This window comes from Armatimonadota bacterium, from assembly GCA_029907255.1.
GTDB lineage: Bacteria > Armatimonadota > UBA5829 > DTJY01 > DTJY01 > JAIMAU01.
The window spans coordinates 23,104-43,867 of sequence record JARYMF010000002.1; the positions used below are offsets into that span (position 1 = coordinate 23,104).

A 20,764-nucleotide genomic window follows, 5' to 3' on the forward strand; every position below is an offset into this window, starting at 1 on the left:
GAAGTCGGCACATGGCATTCGAAGCTAACTTCAAGGGGTTATCTTTTTGGAAGGCGCACGGGCGGGCACATGCGGCTGGCGACTGCCTCGGAGCCGGCTGGCGAGAGCCTGAGTTTAATTCTGCGGCGGATGTGCTGGATGCCTAAGCCTAAGCCGACAGCCGCCGATTTTGCTAGCGACCAAAGGACTGTGCCTGCTGTTACATCCTTTGCGCCGCCCATTTTGCGGAGTATCGGTCTAGCGGCTTTGTATAAGCGGGGGTTCGCAAGTTTTAGTGCTTCTGAGTAGCAATTTGAGAAAAGGCGGGTATTTCCCTTGGCACTGTATATGCGAGCCATTGCGGAGTAGCCTTCCGACCAGAATGGGCTTCGGAAGCCGTGCAGAGGAACGCTGGCTATAGGGTGTTCAAGCGACCTCCCGGCGTGAGCTGTTCGAAGGTACCAGCGGTACTGCCTCAGTGCTTCTTCCAAGTCTCCCTCCGATTCGGCGAGCGCCGCTAATTCTCGGTGGACCTCAGCGGGCGCATTCGGAAAAGATGCGGCTAGCGTTAGGAACTTGCGCGCGCTTTGCTTATCATTCTTCCGCATGGCGGTGCGTCCGAGACCATACCAGCCCAATGGGTCGCCATCGCTCAGCTCGGCGGCAAGGCGGTATGCCTTCTCAGCTTTGTCATATTCACCGTGTGCCTCATAAATTAAGCCGCCGAAGCCGCACGAACATTTGTATGTCAAATCAAGCTCAACTGCACGAGCCTGGGCTTCCCTGGCGGCATCAATGCTGCCCTCTGCTATAAGTGCCAGTGCGCGCCAGTGGTGGAGTGAGGCATCTTTGGGATTAAGCTTCTCGGCGGCTTCTCGAAGTTTGTTATGCAGTTCAATGTCGCCGTCAAGGAGTGCCTCAGCCATCTGCCGCTTAAGCGAGACATATTCAAGTGCCTTGTCGGGCTGGTTTGATGCAAAGATTAGAGCCAAATCGTCGCCGAGGTGTTTCCACTGGAGGGGGACGAAGCATCCTGAGATGGAGTAGCTGATTGTAACCATCTCAGCCGCCACCGCCAAATCTGACAGCAGGGGCGCAAGTTCGGATGGCCAAATCCAGGGCCGTTCAGCCATCCGATGGAGCCCGCTGAGCGGTATATCTTTAAGGAGCAGGTAGTCAACGTCAATATCTAGGAGGAGCGGCGGTTTGACTTCGGGGAGTGATTCTAGCGAGCATACCGTTACCGGTCGTCCGTAAAGTGAAAGCCCGCCTTGGCGCTTTTCTGGCTTGAACCAGTTGTCCGCTCCGCCGCTAGTATTAGCAATTGCTTTGAGGTGGCATTGGATGACTCTGCGGCTGGTGTTCGCGTCCCAAGTATGTTTGGGTATGACCCAGTAAACCTCTCGCAGTATGCCCTCCCTCAGCGCCCACCGCAGATAGTCGGAGATTACCGGTGCGCTTGTCCCCTGGGGCTCGAATAGGTCAGGATGGGCATCAACGTGCACTACAGCCGCTTCTTTGATGCCCGCTGTCTTCCAAAGGTAGTAGGCTTTGTCGTGATTGTCGAATGTATTTATTTTCTCAGTCATTTGGCCATTCAATTGGCTTGCATTCCATGACCTTCAGTTCGCCTTTTTGCCCCATCCGAAGCTCAGCGGCGAGGTCAACTGCAAATCGGCGCATTAGTGTAAGCTCTCTTAGCGTTTGAGGCACGAAAGGCTGGAGCCATGTCTTCTCGATTGCCAGCATTGCTTCATCGAGCTGTGCGACGGCTTTCTCGACTTCGTCTGCCGCTTTTAGAAGCCTTTCGCCATCTGCGCCACTGCGCGCCAATTTGACAGAGTTGGTCATGCATAAAAAGAGGTCGAGCACCGCCTTGATGCGCCTGCACTCGATTAGATAGAGGTTGATAAGAGCACTCTGGCTGTTGATGGCTGACTTGCTTCTGGATTTAGAGGGTTTGCCGTCAATCATTCTTTCGAATATAGAAATTGCCTTTTGCGTCTCGGCGGACGCCTGGCTGAGAAAGCCCAATACATTCAGCGAATTGTGGAGGAGTTGTTCGATAATAGCCTGGGGATAGTTCTCGCGTATGAATGCGTCGGCTTCCCAATTGGCGTATAGGTATGGGTAGCTGAACAGCCGACTGAGCCAGTTCATCATGCCGCCGCCACCGGTAACGTTGTCGAAGTAGCAGAGCCCCCTCAGCCCTTCCTTCCATCTGCCGCCGAAGAGGAACTTCGCGTATTCTTCCCTAACCGCACCGGGGTGTGCCCAGCGTTCGGAGTTCCACGATTTCGCCGCAAGCATGATGTAGTGCTGGTGGAATGCTGGATGCCAAACTCCGTATGCTTCGACGCCTTCTGCGTTCTCCTCGACGCCCTTATCTATCGCCCAGAAAACATTGTGCAGGTGGTCGGTATAGTTAATCCAGTAGAAGTACCCCGTCATCGGCACCACCCACCGCCTAAATCCCAGCTCGGGCATAGTGGTGTCGAAGAAGTCTGAATACCGCCACCAGTGGAGCACGACCGAATCCTTTAAGCCTTCCTCTTCGAAGCGCCTCTTAAGCTCGTCGTTCATTTTTCCGCCGCGCAGGAAGTGGTCGTGCCACATGCCGATATGGTTTATCCCTTTCTCTTTTAGGTGTTTCGCCAGGCGAACTGCGTAGTTGACGAAGCGGTCTTCGGGCGGCGTCTTTGCGCATTCGGGGCACTCGCACCAGGGGTCTATGCGCTTTAGAGGCATGTCCATATTCATCCCAACCAGCGGATATACTTCGTCCAAGCCGATGTGGAACCAGTCAATTCCGTTTGGCAGTAGATATCTGTCGCAGATTTCGTCGAAAATGTTGAACATCACCTCGAAGGTTGCCGGACTGCTCATGCAGAAGCCGTATTTTTTCGGTGTGCCGTCTGCGAACTTCGCCGATGTTTCTGGGTAGTGGCGCGGGATTTGCGTATTGTGGCCCGGAGTATTGAAGTGGGGCCTTACGATAACGCCCTTTGACTTCGCATACTTGATAATTTCGCCGAAAAGGTCTTCTGCATATATCCGAGGCACATACTCAAGGCGTATGTCTTTTTTCTTTGACGGCGAATAGTAGTTTACAAGCTTGGGCGTCTTTAGCTTAGGATACTTTTTGATTGGTACCATCATCCATTCGGAGATTACCCCATCGTATTGGATTGGCCAGTTGTTGTATAAGCCTATGCTGACGATATTCATGCGCATTGCGGCAAGCTCGTCTATAGCATGCTTCCATTCATCGAGCGTCATGCTGTCTGGTCCCCAGCGGCATTCGACGTAAATGCCTCGGTATGCCATATCCGGGTAGTCGAAGACGCTGACATCGGGTAGCTGGGCATTTTTGCCCTTGCCTTCAACCAGCTCGCCGAGCGTCATTGCCGCATAAACCAGCGCCTGGGGAGTGTATCCGAGAAGGACGACATCATCGCCTGTAATGGTTATTTGGTAGGCTTGGTCGCGGTTGACTGGAGTTTCGGGAAGCCTGCTACCCTCAATCATTCGGCTGAATCGCGAAGGGCCGTTTGGGGTGCAGAGAATTATAGCGGGCGACTGCCTGCAGTCCTTGCTTTCGGGTATAATGCGGTCGCTTGGGTGGCTGATTGCCTCGCAGACTATCCGTGCGGCTTCGTGAACTACCGCATCGGCATCGTCGGCAATCACCACGTGATATGCGGGCTTCCCTCCTTTGAAGAGGGGCAGTCTTCTTTCTCTAATCTCGATTTCTTTCGGCTTAAAGAATGCGTTCATTGATTCAGCAACTCCATTTCCCTTAATATGTCGCCTGCCGCATTTGCAATGCGGACTCCTGCTGACGGCTCCAGGGTTGCCGAGAGAATCGGCATCGTTTCGTATGTGCCTGGATAGAATGCGTCTTGGGTTGGGATGTATCCAAAGCATGCATTTGCCAGCCCGACGATGAACGTCTGCGAGAATGGCGACCATTCCTTAATGCTGAGCCCATATTCCACGAAGTATTCGCCTGGAATGCCTACAAACGCTGTATCGCCCACGCGAATTACCTGCAGTTCAACATTGGCATTCTTGCCGTCAAGCTCGTATTTCTCGATAAGCTTCGCCTGAGCAAGGTCGAACTCGCTGGGATTAGGCATACTGCGTATTTCAGCTGCCCTGCGCCGAAGCTGGTCGGTGAGCGGATGGTAGAGGATGTCGAGGATGCGCGTCTTTGCCGCCAGCACTTCGGAGCACATTGGGGTGGAAAGCTCCGATGCGGCTAGCACTTTTCCTGCGAGTACGCGGGCAATTCGCACTACCTCGTCCCACCCAGACTGCTTTCTCGGGTCTGAGACGTCGCGGTGGTTTATGTTTCCCTGCGCCCCCTGCAGGAAGATTACCAGCGGCTTGCTTTCGTAAATACTGCTTACGATGCGCGCCATCTCGCCTGGGAAGTCGGCAGATATCTCGCATCCGCCCATTACGTCAACATGCAGGGCATAGTTCGCCAGGATGGCGATCGGCTTGCCGTCTTCGCCGTCTATGCGCAGTACGTTCATCTGCGGGTCAATTGGGCCGTCGGGACCGAGTATGTTTGGGTCTTGCTTTGGGGGATTAAACCGCACGCTTCCATCCTTCATGCGATATCGGCGGTTGAAGGCTATTCGGTCCTCATATTCCTCGCCAAGCCTGAGGGTCGCTGGCTTCATGTTAGAGTGCGCCTCGATTATGGCATCGGCAATAAGCCTGGGCAGTTCTTGAACATACTTGTCGTTCGGCAGGACAAGGGGTTGATGTATGCGCGTTTCGGGTCCTGTGTGGGTGTGGGTGGTGGAGACCATGATGTTTTCGGGCGGGATGCCGACTTCGCTGTGGACAAGCCTTCTTATTTCCGCGGTTTGGTACGACTGAATCCACAGGAGGTCGCAGACGCAGATGGCAGTTTTCGCCGTGCCATTGTCGAGAACCACCGCCTTCGCCAGGAGGTCGTCGTGAACAGCCGTGGATTTGCGTTCGTGGAAGTACCCTGCAAGCGAAGTGCCTACAGGCGGTGTTATTACTTTTGTTCCTGTTCCAACTTTAATCATATTCTCCTCCGTGTTTGCCGTTTAAGCAAGTGTTTTCAGCAGTTCGCCCGCCGCATTTGCAATTTTCACCCCAGCGGGTGGCTCGAGCATGGCGGAGACGATGGGCATTGTTTCGTAGGTCCCTGGGTAGAAAGCATCCTGGGTGGGGATGTATCCAAACGTATTGTTCGCCAGCTCCACCACGAATGTCTGCCGAAATGGCGACCATTCTTTGATGCTGAGGCCGTACTCAACAAAGAGTTCGCCTGGGATGCCGACAACCGCCGTTTCTGCAATTCTAATCGCTTGGACTTCAACATCGGCGAGCTTCCCATCGAGGCTGTAGTTCTCAATGGCTTTTGCTTGTGCCTTGTCGAAGCTGTCTGCGCTTGGGTTTGACAGAACGGCTGACGCCTTTTCTCTCAGCGCCTTGGTCAGCGGGTGATATGGTATTTTAAGAATGGATTTGCGAACCCCCAATATGCCGTCCATTGGCTTGGAGAGCTCCGAAGCCGCAAGCACTTTGCCCGCCAGCACCCGCGCTATCCGCTTTACTTCGCCCCGCCCTGTTTGGCTGTCTGGCTTCGAAACATCCCGATGGTTGATATTCCCGCATGCGCCCTGCATGAAGACTACCAGCGGCTTGCTTTCGTAAACTGAGCTTACGATGCGCGCCATCTCGCCTGGGAAGTCGGCGGATGCTTCACAGCCACCCATAACATCGGGGTGGAGGGCATAGTTTACCAGGATGGCGGTCGGCATGCCGTCTTCGCCATCTATGCGCAGTACGTTCACCTGCGGGTCAATTGGGCCGTCGGGACCGAGTATGTTTGGGTCTTGCTTTGGGGGATTAAACCGCACGCTCCCATCCTTCATGCGATATCGGCGGTTGAAGGCAATTCGGTCTTCGTATTCTTCGCCAAGCCTGAGGATTACTGGCTGGAGATTGTCGTATGCCTGGATGATTGAGCTGGCAATCATCTCCGGCAGTTTGCTGAGATATTCCTCGCTTACTGGCACAACTCGCCCGCGTCTAACCTGGGGACCAGTATGCGTATGGGTCGCCGAAATCATTATGTTGTCGGGCGGTATGCCGACTGCCCGAGATGCAATCTCTCGCGCCCTGCGAACCTCTTCGGCTTCGACTGCTTGGAGGTCGCATACCGTTATGCTGACTTTCGTTGAGCCGTCGTCGAGAACGATTGACTTTGCGAGAAGGTCATCGCAGATTCCCGAGCACGGCCGCTCGTAGAAATAGCCGCCAAGTGAGACGCCAAGCGGCGGGTTGATAATTTGTGTGCCTGTGCCTGCTCGCATCATTGTTATTGTTAGCTACTGCTCAGTTCGAACGAGTATTTGCCGGAGCCTACCTCGAATCTAACCCAATCTCCTTCGTCGGCCGCTGATTCTATGCCGTCGGCGCCTGGGATGAATTTGCCGCCTTTCCATACTAAGACCCCGCTTTCTTTGACGATGGGGTTCTTTATGCCATTCTTCGGCACCCAGACGGATGCGCAGGAGTTTGCGGGAACAGTGGCATCAAGCGTCAGCTTGTCTTGAGAGCGCTTCCAGTGCGATGCGGCGGTCCCTCTGATGGTTTCAACCGAAGCCTTTGCCTCTGTCAGGTCTCCCATTACAAATGGTTTGATGTAAAAATACTCGAACCCGCCGTGCTCGAACTTCGGCGCTATGCCCGCAATCTTTCGATAGAACCAGGCGCTGATTGAGCCGAAAGCCGGATGGTTGTGTGAATTCATGCCGTTGCCGACAGCATACACCCACAGCTCCCATATAGTAGTCGCTCCATTTTCAATCATATAGCCCCACCCGGGGTAATCTTTCTGAGTTACTATAGTATAGGCGACATCCGGATGCCCTTCGTTGCAGAGGACGTCGGGAAGGTAGCGTGCCCCAAGGAATCCCACGCTCAGATGCCCCTTGTGGTTTACCATTATATCATGGACCAGGTTATCCACAACCGCCTTTTTGTGTTCTTTGGGGACGATGCCGAGGTAGAGCGGCCAGGCATTCGAATATTGACTGCCATTTCCATACGTATTGGACTCCGGATGGAAAAACTTGGCATTGAAGGCGTCGGCAATTTTCGAGCACAAGGCGCTGTATTCGCGAAAATCTTTGAAATGGCCTGTTTTTCGCGCTATCTGCCTCAGGATGTCGGCGACGTAGTAGAACGCCCCCGTCGAAATCAGGTCCTTCGGAGTCTCGACGACGCCCACCCAATCGCCGTAATTATTGCGGCTTAGGATGCCGTCTGGCGCCTCTTTGGCGAGCATATCCACATATCGCTTGAGGTTTTCGTAGTGTTTTTCCAAAAGTCGCTGGTCGCCGGTATGGCGGTACATGTCCCAGACGATAACATGATAAGCCGCCGCCCACATTGGGTCCCCGGGATTCGACCCCCAAACATGGGGAACCGTATCGGGGATTCTGCCGTCTTCGCCCTGCTGGTCTTGTATGTCCTGGAGGAATTTGGAGAATGCGGCACCCATATCGAAGTTGTAGAAGCCGACCTCCGCCGCTACTCCTGCGTCGCCCATCCACCCCTGGCGTTCGTCGCGCTGGGGGCAGTCGGTTGGAATACTGTGCCAGTTGGTTTTGTAGCCCCAGACGGAGTTGTGCTGGATTTGGTTTATAAGCGCATTGGAGCACTCAAAAGAACCTCGCTGGGGGAAATCGGTTCGAACGACACAGCCGAGCAGGGTGTCGAGGTCTGGCTCCCCAGGGAAGCCTTCCAGCTGGACGTATCGGAAGCCGTGATAGGTGAATCTTGGTTCGTAGACTTCGACGCCATCACCCTTAAGGATGTAGCGGTCGGTGGCTCTAGCGCTTCTAAGGTTTTCTTGGTTCACCATGCCGTAGTCATAAAGCACTTCGGCATAGCGGAGGCGCACCTCTGTTCCCGCTGGACCCGACACTTTCAGGCGGCACCAGCCGGAGAAATTTTGTCCGAAGTCGTAAACCCAGATGCCTTCTTTTGGACTGGTAACTGCTTTTGGCTTGATTGTCTCACTTACCCGAATGGGTTGAATTACTTCCGCGGAAAGTTTTTGGGTTGGCGATGGGACTGTTTCCGCCGGCTCCCACTTTGAGTCGTCGAAGCCGGGAGCATCCCATCCGGGCTGTTCGAGCCGAGCGTCGTACACCTCGCCATGGTAGAGGGAGTTCTCTAGGATTGGGCTGTTGCCGCGCTTCCAGTGGGAGTCGGTAACTATGCTTGTCCTTGTGCCGTCTTCGAACATTATGTTTAGCTGAAGGATGAATCGCGGAGACTTGCTGTACCATCCTTTGCCTAGTATTACGCCGACGGCATTTCTACCTTGCCTGAGCATTTCTGTTACATCGTATGTGCTGTAGAGCACCCGCTTGTCGAAGACCGTATATGCCGGGTCGAGGACGCGGTCGCCTACTTTCCTGCCGTTCAGGTGAAGCTCGCAGTAGCCTAGCCCTGTAACGTATGCCCGCGCCCATTTGACAGGCTTTGGCAGTTCGAACTCCCTCCGAAACAAGGGAGCAATCTTCGGCTCCTCAGCGGACCTGAGGATTCCTTCTGTAAGTTGGCTTGCAGACCATCCGCTGTCCTCAATGCTGTCGAGCGCTTTGACCTGCTTTCCAAAGGCGATGTCGGTGCCGTCTGGGCTTATGACCTGCATTTCTGCAAGCGCTAACAGCCTCTGGCCATCCTGCCGCATCCAAAGCTTTGTAGCCGTCAGCCTGACGTAGCGCGCCTTGACGGTGTCGAATTTATGCTCAACAGGCTGTTCCTTTGGGTTCGGCTGGTCCTCGGCGGTTTTGTCAACAAGTATAGTTGGCTCCTTGAAGTCTGGTTCATTGGAAGCCTCAAGCCGATAGCGCAGAGGGAAACCAAAGCCGGGGACGTCTTCCCGCCAGTTGTAGGGCCTTGCTGGGAACAGCTTAACAGCCGAGAACTCCATTGGTTCGCCCAAATCAACCTGCACCCACTTAACGTCCTCCGCTTTTGAGCTGAGTGCTGAGTGGTAGCCGTTGCCGCCTCCCGGAGCCGCCAGCCAGACGCCCTGCCACTCAGATTGGTCCAGCAGGGCGGTTTCAAACCACGCAGGTTCGCTGAATTCGCTTTCGACATCATTTGCGTCCCACACCTTGACACGCCACCAGTATCTCGTTCCGCTTTTCAGCCGGGGTCCAAGCGGAAGCGAAATTATATTCTTGCTTGATTCTACTTTGCCGAGGTCCCAGATATTTGCCTTGCCGCTTAGGAGTGCCTGGAGGTCATCTGCAATTTGAATCTGAAATGCGCTTTGCCTGCAGTTTCTTCCATCCTGAACAAACTGCCATGAGAATCTGGGTTCGACTGCATCAATGCCTAGAGGATTCTCGCGATATTCGGTCAGAAGGCGAGTTACACGCGGCTTTGAGTCGGCACGCGCGTCGTTTGCAAGGTTGAGTATTACCCCTGCGGCGAGAATAAACAGGAGCCAGCATGGATTTGAAATGTCAATGCTCATAAAAATCCTTCCCCCATGGTATTTTAATGATTAATACTTACTTTTTCTCTTACTTGCTCCACAAATTTTGCGTCGCCTTGGAAGCCTAGCCTGCGGGCAAAGCTAATCTCGCGCCACGCCCCAGCGTAGTCTCCTTTAGCGAATAGCGCGGTCGAAAGGTTGTAATGTATAACAGGGTTGTTTGGCGTGAGCTCAATGGCGGCGTAATAGTGTTCGACTGCCTCATCCACCTTGCCGAGCTTCATCAAGGCGTTTGCTAGGTTGTTGTGTGCCTTAGCGTCATCTGGTCTCATTTCCAAAATCTGCCGATAGCCCTCAATTGCATCTTCAATGCGGCCAGTCGAACCTAGGGCGTTTGCCATATTCCCTTGCGCCTCAATTGATTCTGGGTGAATGCGAAGCGCCGCCGCATAGTGCTTTATCGCCTCACCAATCTTTTTCTGATCTGCCAGCGCGAGACCCAAGTTGTTGTGTGCGACATCGCTCTCCACCACGGCGAGAGAGCGGCGGAAAAGGGTTAAGCTGTTCTTCCAATATCCGAGCTGGGTATATGTGCATGCGGCGAAAACAGCTATGGCGGCGCATGCCAAGAATGGAAGAATGCTTGCTGGGGTTTTTGAAAGAGGACCCCGCCTTTTCTCATTTGCCGCTTCTGGTTTGCTTTCTCTATTCGCACATCCTGCCAGTTCGGGCATCCCCCAGGCTAATATTATGAAGATTCCAATGAGTGGGATGTATGTATATCTGTCAGCCATTGCTTGCGCGCCGACCTGAACTAAGCCTATGACGGGTATAAGCGTTCCGATATACCAAAGCCAACCTACCATCAGGTAGTGCCGCCCATGCTTCGAGAGGCGGTAGACGAAAAACGATGCGCTGGCTAGGATTACCGCCGCCGTGAGAACCTTCCACTCCGGCAGGGTATCTTTGGGGTGCGGATAGAAAATAGCTAGTTTCCTAGGCCAGATGGTTTTCCAAAGGTATGTTGCATATGATACTACTGCATTGGCGGTGCGAATCCCAGGGGGCAGCATTTCCAGCGACCCAAGCGACCTGCCCTTGGCTTGCGCGAGACAGGTAACAATGCTGGATGCAAGGGAAAGGGCAAAAAGCGGCGCCTTCTCCCAGATGAGCTTCCAATAAGAGCCCTTGCTTTTCTTTTTTCTTTCAGCCGATAACTTGCTCTTTTGGTTAGCGGTGAATGGGTAAGTAATTCGGCACAGCGGCCAGAAGTCGAGGAGAAGGAGCACGAAAGGAAGAGTTACGAGCATGGGCTTTGCCATTAAGCCTGCGGCAAACAATATCACAACAAGCATATATCTGCCGACGCTCGGATGCCGAGCATACCCAATATATGCCAGCATGGTCAGCATCCAAAACATAGTACTGAGGACGTCTTTTCTCTCGGCTACCCATGCGACGGATTCGATATGGAGTGGGTGGGTGGCGAACAGTGCCGCTACAAGACCGCTCTTCCACGGCGACCCCGTCATCCAATTGAAGGCGAGGAACAACAGCAGGACGTTCAGCAGGTGGAGCACTAAGTTAGTTAGGTGGTGCCCCATTGGCTTAAATCCGAAGAGTTGAATATCCAATATGTGTGAGATCCAAGTCAGTGGGTGCCAGTTGGCGGCATAGAAAGAAGTAAATGCCCAGCGGATGCTCTGCCAAGTGCCTGTTCTCAAGTTATCGTTGCGGGTAATATATTTGTCATCGTCGTAGTTGATGAAGTCGTGGCTGAGCATCTGCCAATAGACGGGTAGGGTAATGGCTATCAGTATAAGAATAATTGCTAAACTTGTACCCCAGGGCTTCTTAATAGTGCCTCACCACCTATCCCTTCAACCCCGACATCACAATGCCCCTCACGAAGTACTTCTGCGCCGAGAAGAATATTATCAGCACCGGCAGGAGGACCGCCACCGAAGCGGCCATCATCAGGTGGTACTCGGTCCCATGAAGAGTTTTGAACGATGCCAGTCCGAGCGCAAGCGTCTTATTCTCCATAGACTGGATGTAAATCAGCGGTCCCATGAAGTCATTCCAGTGGCTCATGAAGCTGAATACCGCTACTGTTGCAAGCGCTGGCTTGGAGAGTGGAATTGCCACATTCCAGTAGACTCCAAAAGGACTGCATCCGTCAATTTTTGCGGCGTCCTCCAGTTCTGTTGGGATAGTTAGAAAAAATTGCCTGAGCAGGAAGATAAAGAATGCACCGCCGCCGAAAAATGCCGGCACAATGAGCGGCTTAAGTGTGTCAATCCACCGCAGATATGTAAATAAAATAAATGTCGGTATCTGCGTAACCTGAGCCGGAAGCATCATCGTTGAAAGCACCAGGATAAAAATCGCATCGCGCCCTGGAAACCTCATGCGCGAGAAGCCAAATGCAACAAGGGATGCGCTTAGCACTTGTCCGATTATGCAGGAGATGGTGATGATAAGCGTATTTTTTAGGAATAAGTGGAATGGCAGAACCGTCAGCGCGTCCTTGTAGTTTTTCCAGACAACAGGGTTGGGTATCCACGAGCGATTTTTTACGATGACCTTCGAAGCTTCGGTTAGCGAGGTTGAAAGCATCCAGAAGAAGGGTATGAGGAAGACGCACGACAGCCCAATTAAGACTGCGTAAGTTAGCGCAATCTTCGCATTTCTCCATGCGCGAACTTTCGGGTTGCCAATTCGTTTTCTTGAAGCTACAGCCATTGGTTGTTCTCGCCACTCTGCCTTTCTGCTACTGATAATGCACCCATCTCCTGGAAAGACGGAATTGGATTAGCGTAAGCGTAAGTATGATGATAAACAAGAGCCACGCCATCGCCGAAGCATATCCCATTCGGAAGTACATGAACGCGTTTTGGAAAAGATAGAGCACATAGAACAGCGTTGCATTCATTGGGCCGCCGCCGGTCATGATAAATGCGGCTCCAAAGACCTGGAATGCGCCAATGATGCTCATTATTAGGTTGAAAAAGATGGTCGGGCTGAGCATTGGGATGGTAACGTAGCGGAACTTTTGGACGGTATTTGCTCCATCAATCGTTGCGGCTTCGTAAAGTTCCTCGGGAATCCCCTGCAGTCCCGCCAAATAGATGAGCATTCCGCCCCCAACGCCCCAAAGCGACATTATTATGAGCGCTGGCATTGCCCAATGGGGGTCGGCAAGCCATTTTGGGGGATTCGCCACCAGCGGCACCAATTTCCAGTTTATCCCATTTGAAAAATCAAGCCACCATACCTGATGCCTAAGCGCACGATTGAGTAGCCCAAGCTCTGGGTTGAAAATCCAGCTCCACAACAGGTAGGTTGCGACGCCTGCGGTAACCGACGGCACATAGAAAAGTGTGCGAAAGAGCCTCATGCCTTTTAGCTTTTGGTTAAGCAGAAGTGCCGTGCCGAGCGCGCCGCACATGCCTAGTGGAATTGCAAATGCCGCATAGTAGATTGTATTAAACAGCGACTTTCGAATCAGTGGGTCGCTTGCCATCTTCGCGTAATTCGCGAAGCCCACAAACTTAGGCGGCGTAAGAATGTCCCATTTGCAGAAACTGAGCGCGAGCGATGCAATCACTGGGCCCAGCGCGAATACAAGAAAGCCAATCACCCATGGAAGGATGAACAAAAAGCCTTGAAAAGCCTCTATTTTTTGCCTTTTAGTCATGCGTTGCTTCATAATTTGACCATAATAGATAGTTGAATTGCAAGCATTTTGCCTGCTGTCTTATTTTTCGCAAGCGATAGCCCTTCTACCATACTTCACCGCTGACAGCGGCGTTTACCTCTGCGGCGAACTCCTTGCATACCTTTTCAACTGGTTCAAAGCCGAGGAATGCCGCCTCGAATTTTGTCATCGCTTGGTTGAACTCGGTGAACTGCGGTGGGAAGGGAGCCTGCCGCCCATATTCAATTGCATCGAGGAAAATCTTGTCATTGGGCGGCGAGATTGGCGACTTCAATACCATATCGGACATTGCTACCTTTTTGAAGGCTGGGAATGCGTTTCCTGCCTTTACATTTAGGATTGCTCCCTCATAGCCCGATAGGAACTTCAGAAACTCCCATGCTTCTTTTGGATGTTTTGTCGTCTTGAGAATGCAGTTGCCGCCCCATATGAATGTTGTTGCGCGGCATGCTGGTCCCTTTGGCATATGGGCTATATCCCACCTGAAAGGCACCCCTTTGCTGAATATTTTGTAGGCATAACGGCTGTCGGCAATCATTGCCGCACGTTCGGCGATGAACATCTCTTCGAAGCTTTGGCCAAGGGTTTGCGTAGATGTTGGGGCGACATGCTCTTTGATTGAAAGGTTTACATAGAACTCCATGCCTTTAATTGACCTGGGGTCGTCCATTAGACATTTTTTCATATCGGGAGTGAGAATGTCGCCGCCTGCCATCCAGACCCAGGCTGGCCATCGGTTGTAGGAATTGATGTTCACGAAGCCAAATTGGTCAATTGTGCCGTCGCCGTCGGTGTCGCGAGTCAGCTTCTTTGCGGCCCAGAGGAACTTATTCCAATCCCAGGTCTCGTCGGGATAGGGAACGCCGTATTTGTCGAACATATCCTTGTTGTATACAAGGGCAATGGTGGAAAAGTCGCTCGGTAAGCCGAGAAGCTTTCCTTTGAAGCGCATGCCGTCTAGTACTCGCTCGAAGTAGTCATTTAAATCAAATGTCGGGTCCTTTTTAATTAAAGGGTTGAGGTCCAGCAAAATGTCTTTTACCGCATAGAATGGAAAGTTTTGCTGAGTAACGTGAATTATATCAGGCGGAATCTTCCCAGCAATTAGCGTAAGCAGTTTTGCATCGTATCCCGTATCGCCGAGGCTTGAGTTGAGGCGAATCTTGATATGTGGGTGGGTGCGCTCGAACTCGGGAATTAAGTATTTCTCATACAGCTCAAGGAACTCGGGAGTTGCGTAGTTGTACCATTCTATTACTACTTTGCCATTCTCGTATTCGATTCGTTCCTTGGGCTTCATCACCCAATGGACCACGGGGATTGCGATGATTATGATTGCAAGATATGTAAACGTCCTTTTCATTCCACTCATATTCCGAAGATTCTAGCGGCGTTTAATCCTAGTATCTTTTGCTTGTCCTCCTCGGAGATTTTCGCAAAAGCAACGCGCCCGATTTGAGGCCTGGCGTCGAGAAAAGGAATGTCGGTGCCGAAAAGCACTCGTTCAGCGCCGATTTTCTTTACCATTCGCTCAAGCGTCCCGTACACTATAACCGACCCCGTAAGTTCGAGGTTGATGTTCGGGTACTTAAGTGCCGCTTCGATTGATTGGTTTGCACCCTCTGAGCCGAAACCCGAATGCCCAAGGATAATGATGACATTTGGATACATTTCCGCAAGCTTCTCAAACGTTTTAACGGGGTTTCGCCCGCCAGTCGAGGTATGAGAAAGGAGTGGAAGTCGGCGCTCATTTGCCCATTCCCACACTGGGCGGTATTTATCATCGTCAACATTGCACTGGTGTACGTCTGGGTGAATCTTAACGCCAACCATGCCGGCAGAGATGCATCTTTCCAGCTCGGCGATTAGTTCGGCTTCGGGATAGTTTGGATTCACGGTGGCGTAGCCGTAAATTCGTTTTGGGTACTTAGCCATCGCGCGAAGCACTTCATCGTTCCCATAGCGGAAGTCGGGACCAATTGCCGAATGATGAGCGACGATGCACGACCTAATTCCCAAACGATCCATCATTTCAATCATTCCAGCGGCATCGCCTTTTGGGATATTGAAGTTGTGCCAGCGCCCCATATGGCAGTGAGCGTCTATTACTAGCAGGTCGTTTAGAGGTATGCCGCGGCGCACTTTATCCATCAAGCCGCCCTTAGTCTCTTTGTTCATCTCCATTTGTATATTTCTCCATTCACCTTTTTTGCCGCCGCAATCATCTCGGGGTAGGGCGTATCGGTTACGTCTACTAAGCCTATGTTGTAGTTCTCTCCGTCGTAGACTCTGCCTGTAAGCGGCTCATCAACGTACTGAAACCAATGACAGCCGACGAACGCCGGGCATTCGATGACGCTTCGCACATATTTTACGAAGCTTTCCGCCCTCTCGCGCTGATTCGCTGTCGGCACGAGACCTTGGTGGAACATTCCTCGGTCCAATGCTCCAAAGTGGAACTCGCCGATGAGAATAGGCTTCCCAAGGTCGTTCTCGCCGGTCCAATCTGCGCAGTTTATTCCGCGGGTGTAGATGTTGAAGCTGACTACATCCGCAACATCTGCGGCGGCTCGGACTGCCTGCGGATGACTCCATGCGAACCGACAGCCTAGATAGAGATGATGCGGCGCATATTTCTTGAGTATGCTCTTGATTATTTCAAAGTAGCGGTGCGAGAATGCATACACCCACTCGTTTAAATCATTTTGACAAGCGGCGTTTGGCGAATCAGGGACCCTTAGCGCATCCCAGCTGGCGGCTTTTGTCTCCCAGACAGCATTTAAGGCTTCCAAAGTTCCATATTTTTCTTTGAGCCTTTTAATCATCTCAACGCGGCAGGGTTGGTCTGGCGGGCTGGCAAGCGTTCCTTTCTCGATGGCATCCCACGCCAGCTCGTTGTCAACGAAAAAGCCTATGCAGAACCTATCTGCCGCATATTTCTTAGCTACAGGTGCGATGGAGTTTTCAGCCGCGATGGCATACTCCGCGTCGAACACATCAGGCATCTTTGCCCAATACCCGCCGCCGCCTTCAATTCGTCGGAACTTCCCCGTAACATGAGCGCAGGCAACGTATGGCAGACAGCCGCTTGTCATGACGTCTTCCTGCGACCAATTGCCAATGGTGTTGAACCCCCACGCCTTCAATCGCGCGCAAGCTGTTTCTCGAAACTTCCGTTCCCATTCGCTTCCATATTTGCGGATTAGGTTAGCACGGTAGAAGTTGATTGTTTTTCCCTTGCCGCCAATGACGTCTGCCATAGAGTGTGCTCCGCTGTAGTATCCGACAGCTGGCTTGAACTTCTCATCTTCTCCAGGCAGCCACTCGAACCATTCTTCGCGCTTTTCGGTGAAGGTGCTGTCGCCAGTTCGCACGCAGTCAACGCCTATGGAGAAAAATAAATTGCCATCTGGGTCAACCAGCCACCATTTGCCTCCCACTTTTTGGGTTCTAAACCAGCCGGTTGCTTCTTGCTTTGGACCATTTGCCCAGCCGCCGAATCTGTCGCGGTCTTGCCACTTGGATTCTCTTAGCGACTTCTCCTCCATCTCACGGCGTTCGGCGAGCTCCCGTTCGCTTTTTAGCTTTCCTGGCCAGTTTTCGTGCTTGTATTGGCCAAACTTGTCCACAAATGGAAGAGAAATTGTATCCGCAATCAGGCGTATATTTGCAATCAAGAGAGTATACTCTTGACTGGGATGTGAAAGGAAGACCTGGAATCCGACAATCTTTGAGAGGTCAATGGGAGTACCCGATGCCGGCGGCCCAATAGCCGGCACTCCTCTCATCCCCCAAAATCGCTCGGGCTTGTTGGACCGAAATGCCATAGAAAGCGTAGTCCACTTCCCCGGCAGAGCGGTCGCATACCCGGTATTGCAGTGGTTCCACCCGTCGGCGCCTTCATTGTCAACGCGCACGCTGAACTGTATCGCTTGCTTTTGCGGATTGAAGACGTCCACGGCAATACCCGAGTAGGCTGACCAGTCCCAGGTGCCTTCCTTGGGCTTGAAAAAGATATTTGGCCACTCGACCTTGCCGAATTTAACCCTAAGCGCAGGCCTGCTGTCCTTAATTTCAGCCTCCGCTTTGACGCTGTTTAATACTGCGTTTTCTGGAATGGATTTTCCATCCAGCGGAATAATTATTTTCTCGGCGCTGGCTGTGCTTCCCTGAAGGACTAGCAGAGCTATTATGCTCATGGTCATCAGCATCTTTAGCCTCTCTAAATCTTTCTGGCTGAAAAATGATTTACACCTAATATCCCACATTCTGCAATAAGTTATGGAGGTTCTTTCCCGCAATCATTGCTTTTTCTTCGTCGGAGATGTCGGCGTAAGCGATTTGGGCAATTGAAGGACCTGCTTCCGTAAATGGAAGGCCGGTGCCGAAGAGAAGGCGGTGGGCTCCGAACCGCCTGCACACCTCCTCAATCCCGAAGTTCACCTGGTATGTTGCGGTTTCAATGCGCAAGCCTTCATATTTCTCAAACAATGGATAAATATATCGGTCAATTCGGTAGGAAGTCCGAAGAAGAATAAGGTTAATTTTCGGGTAATCGCTAAGTATTTGGGCGACGTCCTCCCAACTCGTTTGGTCCATATCGAGAAATAAGGGAATATTATTTGCCTCAATCATTTCCAGGAGCTCGCCAGAACACCACTTCGACAGGCGGAATTGGTGGAGCACAGGGAACGCACGCAGGGCGCGAACGCCTTTTTCCTTCATTTGCGCCAGAAGCTCATCCGGAGGAGGCATCTCGCCGGTGTGGTGCGGCATTACGACCCAGCAGGGGTGGAGCGGTTTCCCTTTTATCTCTTGAATCAGCATCTCATTGCCGACGGATGGCGCATATTCTTTTGCCATGGAGTGGTAAACAAGTGCCTCCGAGATGCCGATGTATTCCATCTCTTTCGTCAGTTCATCCACGGTAGTTAGTGCTTCGGGATGGCGGACGCTGTACCTCCCGATTTGCGCATTGCAGTCGAAAAAGTTCATATTCGGTTGTTGATTAACCATTTTCCTCCTCCAAGTAGTGGCAGGACTTTAATAGCTGAAAATTCGCTCTCCAACGGGACCGATAGGATGGCGTGATACTGAATTCATTTCTGCACGTCAAGGATATTATCTTTCACAATGTGGCCAACTTTTCTATCATACACAATTGGAGTTTCCACGCAGTGGCGGATTATGTTGTCCTTAACAATCCAATTTCTGCACCCTTCGCCGAGAACCAAGCCGGATTTCATTTTGGTTGAATTGCTGTCCCAGCTGAATATTTGATTTGAGCAGAACGTTGTATCAACCGCCTTGTATGCGACAACCGCCGAATATTTCCCCGAATTGGTCTCGGAATTTGTATGTATAGTATTTCCAAGAAAAATGTTTAGCTGGCTCCACTCATCGCTCTTTGGATCGCCAATTACGATGCCGCTTTCCAAACTCTGCTCCAGCCGATTGTTTTCAATCCTATTAAAGTGGCTCCCAATTATCCTCAAGGCAACTTGATTGCCCCAGTGGTAATTCTTCGTGTAGGTTCCTGCGGATGAATGGTCGAGAAATGCGCCTGTTCGAGGAACCCTATTAGGTTGCATTCCAAACTGATTGCCGCTGATGTAAAAGTCGTTATTGTAGCGGCTGTAAAGCTGATCGCCTAGGTTGCCTACCAGCCAGCAGTTGCTCACCGTATTCGAGGAAAATGGAGCTTTGGGATTCCCCTCAAAGCGAATTCCGCTTTCGGGGAAGTTCATGATGCGGCAGTAGTCAATGTAAGCGATTCCAGACCATTCGCCATCCTTGAATACTATGCCCGACCCGGTCTTTGCATTTGAATCTCCAGTGATTGCAAGATTGCGCACTGAGCAGTTCCAAAGGCTGCCTTGGAATACTAATGCATCGCCGTCGCCTTTTCGCTTGATTACGGTATTCCATCCGCTGCCGGCTAAGCACACGTCGCTCCTCCTAATTACAATCGGCTCGGTGATTGTATAGGTGCCCGGCTCAAGTATGATTGTACCTCCTTTTTCGTTTGCCTCAGCAACGGATTTTAAAAGCGCCTCGACGCTCGATACCTGCGCATAAACCGGCTTTGCAGGCGAATTATCGGCGGATGCCTTTGCCTTCGGTGCGCACATAACGATTAGAATGACTGCCGCTAAAGGGCACAGTTTCCTCGTTTTTCTTAGGCAACCTGTCAATGAATCAACTCCCCGATGTTGTCTTTGATTTTTCGTATCGCGCTTACTATATCATCCATGTCTTGCTTCGTTCCAAGTAGCATGTTTTGGGTGAGCCATACGGCTTCGTTGGCGCATGCATTCTCGGCGATTGGACAGCAGACCTTCGAGTAATCCATCTCCCGCCCATAGAAAGCGCATCCGATGGGACAGCCGTTTGGCTCGACATAGAAAAGTTGCTCTTTGTAGAGCGGCACGTAGCCCGCACTGCAAGGTATTCCTTCGGCGTTTAGTGCCTCCAAAAACTTCGCCCGCGGAACGCCTCCGAAGCCTGCGGAATCATAACGGAAAATATAGAGATGATAAGCATGAGTCGTAACCCTTTGGTCTCGTTTTAGTGGTCGAATGCCCTCAATCTTTGATAGCTCTGAGTCGAGATAGAGAGCGTTTTCCTCGCGGATTTTCATCTGCTTTTCGAGCCGCTCCATTTGCGAAAGAAGGATTGCTCCCTGAAACTCCGTCATGCGCATGTTCCAGCCTAGGATGCGGTGCTCATACCACTTTCCTTCCGGCACGCGTCCACAGTTGTGAAGCGACCATGCCGCCGAGTACACTACGGGGTCGTTTGTAATTACTATGCCGCCTTCGCCTGCCGTCAGATTCTTGCTTGCTTGGAAGCTGAACGTTCCAGCGTCGCCAATGGCTCCGACTCTCTGCCCTTTCCACGCCGCTCCATGCGCCTGAGCGGCGTCCTCGACAACCTTGAGGCCATGTTTTCTCGCCACCGCCATAATGCCGTCCATGTCCGCTGGCCCGCCGCCAATATGAACCGCAATTATTGCCTTTGTTTTTTCTGTTATCGCTGGTTCAATCTTATTGGGGTCGAGATTGTAGGTGTCAGGGTCAATGTCAACAAATACAGGTATGGCGTTTACTTGAAGCGCCGCGCTTGCGGAGGCAATGAACGTGTACGGCGGCACGATAACTTCGTCCCCTGGCTTAACTCCAACTGCTCTGAGCGCAACCTCCAGCGCCGCCGTGCCGTTGGTAACGCATACCCCATATTTAGCATCGTGGAATGCCGCAAATTTCTTCTCAAACTCGGCGACCTTGCTTCCAGTTAGACAGCCCCAGTGTCCGCTTCGGACAACCTCCGCAACTGCGTTGACATCACTTTCATCAAAAACTGGCCAGCTTGGCCACCCCTTAGTCCGAACTTTGGCTCCACCATTTATAGCAAGATTTCCCATATTATCGCTCCCTTTTGCGAATCTCGAAGTAGCAAAATATTTTGATGCCGTTTAAAGTTTCAACATGGCTGGTCTATTTCCCTTCGCAAAAAGTAGCTAATTCCTGCTGGGGATGGTATGGACAGCG

At 51.9% G+C, this 20,764-nt stretch carries 14 protein-coding genes; all 14 read right to left on the reverse strand.

Annotated features, from left to right (window positions below):
- Positions 1-38: 38 nt before the first annotated feature.
- Positions 39-1,568: a hypothetical protein gene (locus QHH26_01455; GenBank protein MDH7480625.1), complete on the reverse strand. Its 1,530-nt coding sequence runs from the start codon at positions 1,566-1,568 to the stop codon at positions 39-41.
- A complete protein-coding gene (locus QHH26_01460) occupies positions 1,561-3,756 on the reverse strand; it encodes a family 20 glycosylhydrolase (GenBank protein ID MDH7480626.1) in 2,196 nt (731 codons plus the stop codon). The genes QHH26_01455 and QHH26_01460 overlap by 8 nt, the downstream gene beginning before the upstream one ends.
- Complete coding sequence (locus QHH26_01465) at positions 3,753-5,048, reverse strand: neutral/alkaline non-lysosomal ceramidase N-terminal domain-containing protein (protein ID MDH7480627.1); 1,296 nt, start codon at positions 5,046-5,048, stop codon at positions 3,753-3,755. Before QHH26_01465 ends, QHH26_01460 begins: the two co-directional genes overlap by 4 nt.
- 21 nt (positions 5,049-5,069) lie before the next feature.
- Positions 5,070-6,347, reverse strand: coding sequence for a hypothetical protein (locus QHH26_01470; protein MDH7480628.1), 1,278 nt, complete (start codon positions 6,345-6,347; stop codon positions 5,070-5,072).
- An 8-nt stretch (positions 6,348-6,355) separates the two neighbouring features.
- Positions 6,356-9,532, reverse strand: coding sequence for a family 78 glycoside hydrolase catalytic domain (locus QHH26_01475; protein MDH7480629.1), 3,177 nt, complete (start codon positions 9,530-9,532; stop codon positions 6,356-6,358).
- 23 nt (positions 9,533-9,555) lie between these two features.
- Positions 9,556-11,277, reverse strand: coding sequence for a tetratricopeptide repeat protein (locus QHH26_01480; GenBank protein ID MDH7480630.1), 1,722 nt, complete (start codon positions 11,275-11,277; stop codon positions 9,556-9,558).
- Positions 11,278-11,365: 88 nt separating this feature from the next.
- Positions 11,366-12,238 carry a carbohydrate ABC transporter permease gene (locus QHH26_01485; GenBank protein MDH7480631.1) on the reverse strand — a complete coding sequence of 291 codons (873 nt, stop codon included), beginning with the start codon at positions 12,236-12,238 and terminating at the stop codon, positions 11,366-11,368.
- A 28-nt stretch (positions 12,239-12,266) separates the two neighbouring features.
- A complete protein-coding gene (locus QHH26_01490; GenBank protein ID MDH7480632.1) occupies positions 12,267-13,193 on the reverse strand; it encodes a sugar ABC transporter permease in 927 nt (308 codons plus the stop codon).
- A gap of 85 nt (positions 13,194-13,278) precedes the next feature.
- Positions 13,279-14,577, reverse strand: coding sequence for a sugar ABC transporter substrate-binding protein (locus tag QHH26_01495; protein ID MDH7480633.1), 1,299 nt, complete (start codon positions 14,575-14,577; stop codon positions 13,279-13,281).
- Positions 14,578-14,582: 5 nt separating this feature from the next.
- A complete protein-coding gene (locus QHH26_01500) occupies positions 14,583-15,398 on the reverse strand; it encodes an amidohydrolase family protein (GenBank protein MDH7480634.1) in 816 nt (271 codons plus the stop codon).
- On the reverse strand, positions 15,389-17,425 hold the full coding sequence (locus tag QHH26_01505; GenBank protein MDH7480635.1) for a beta-galactosidase: 2,037 nt from the start codon (positions 17,423-17,425) through the stop codon (positions 15,389-15,391). Before QHH26_01505 ends, QHH26_01500 begins: the two co-directional genes overlap by 10 nt.
- 43 nt (positions 17,426-17,468) lie before the next feature.
- The gene (locus tag QHH26_01510; protein MDH7480636.1) at positions 17,469-18,230 is read right to left on the reverse strand and encodes an amidohydrolase family protein; all 762 of its coding nucleotides are present in this window, start codon (positions 18,228-18,230) and stop codon (positions 17,469-17,471) included.
- Between the two features lie 83 nt (positions 18,231-18,313).
- Positions 18,314-19,408, reverse strand: coding sequence for a right-handed parallel beta-helix repeat-containing protein (locus QHH26_01515; protein ID MDH7480637.1), 1,095 nt, complete (start codon positions 19,406-19,408; stop codon positions 18,314-18,316).
- Entirely contained in the window at positions 19,405-20,637 is a 1,233-nt protein-coding gene (locus QHH26_01520) for a DegT/DnrJ/EryC1/StrS family aminotransferase (protein ID MDH7480638.1), read from the reverse strand. Before QHH26_01520 ends, QHH26_01515 begins: the two co-directional genes overlap by 4 nt.
- Between the last annotated feature and the right edge of the window lie 127 nt (positions 20,638-20,764).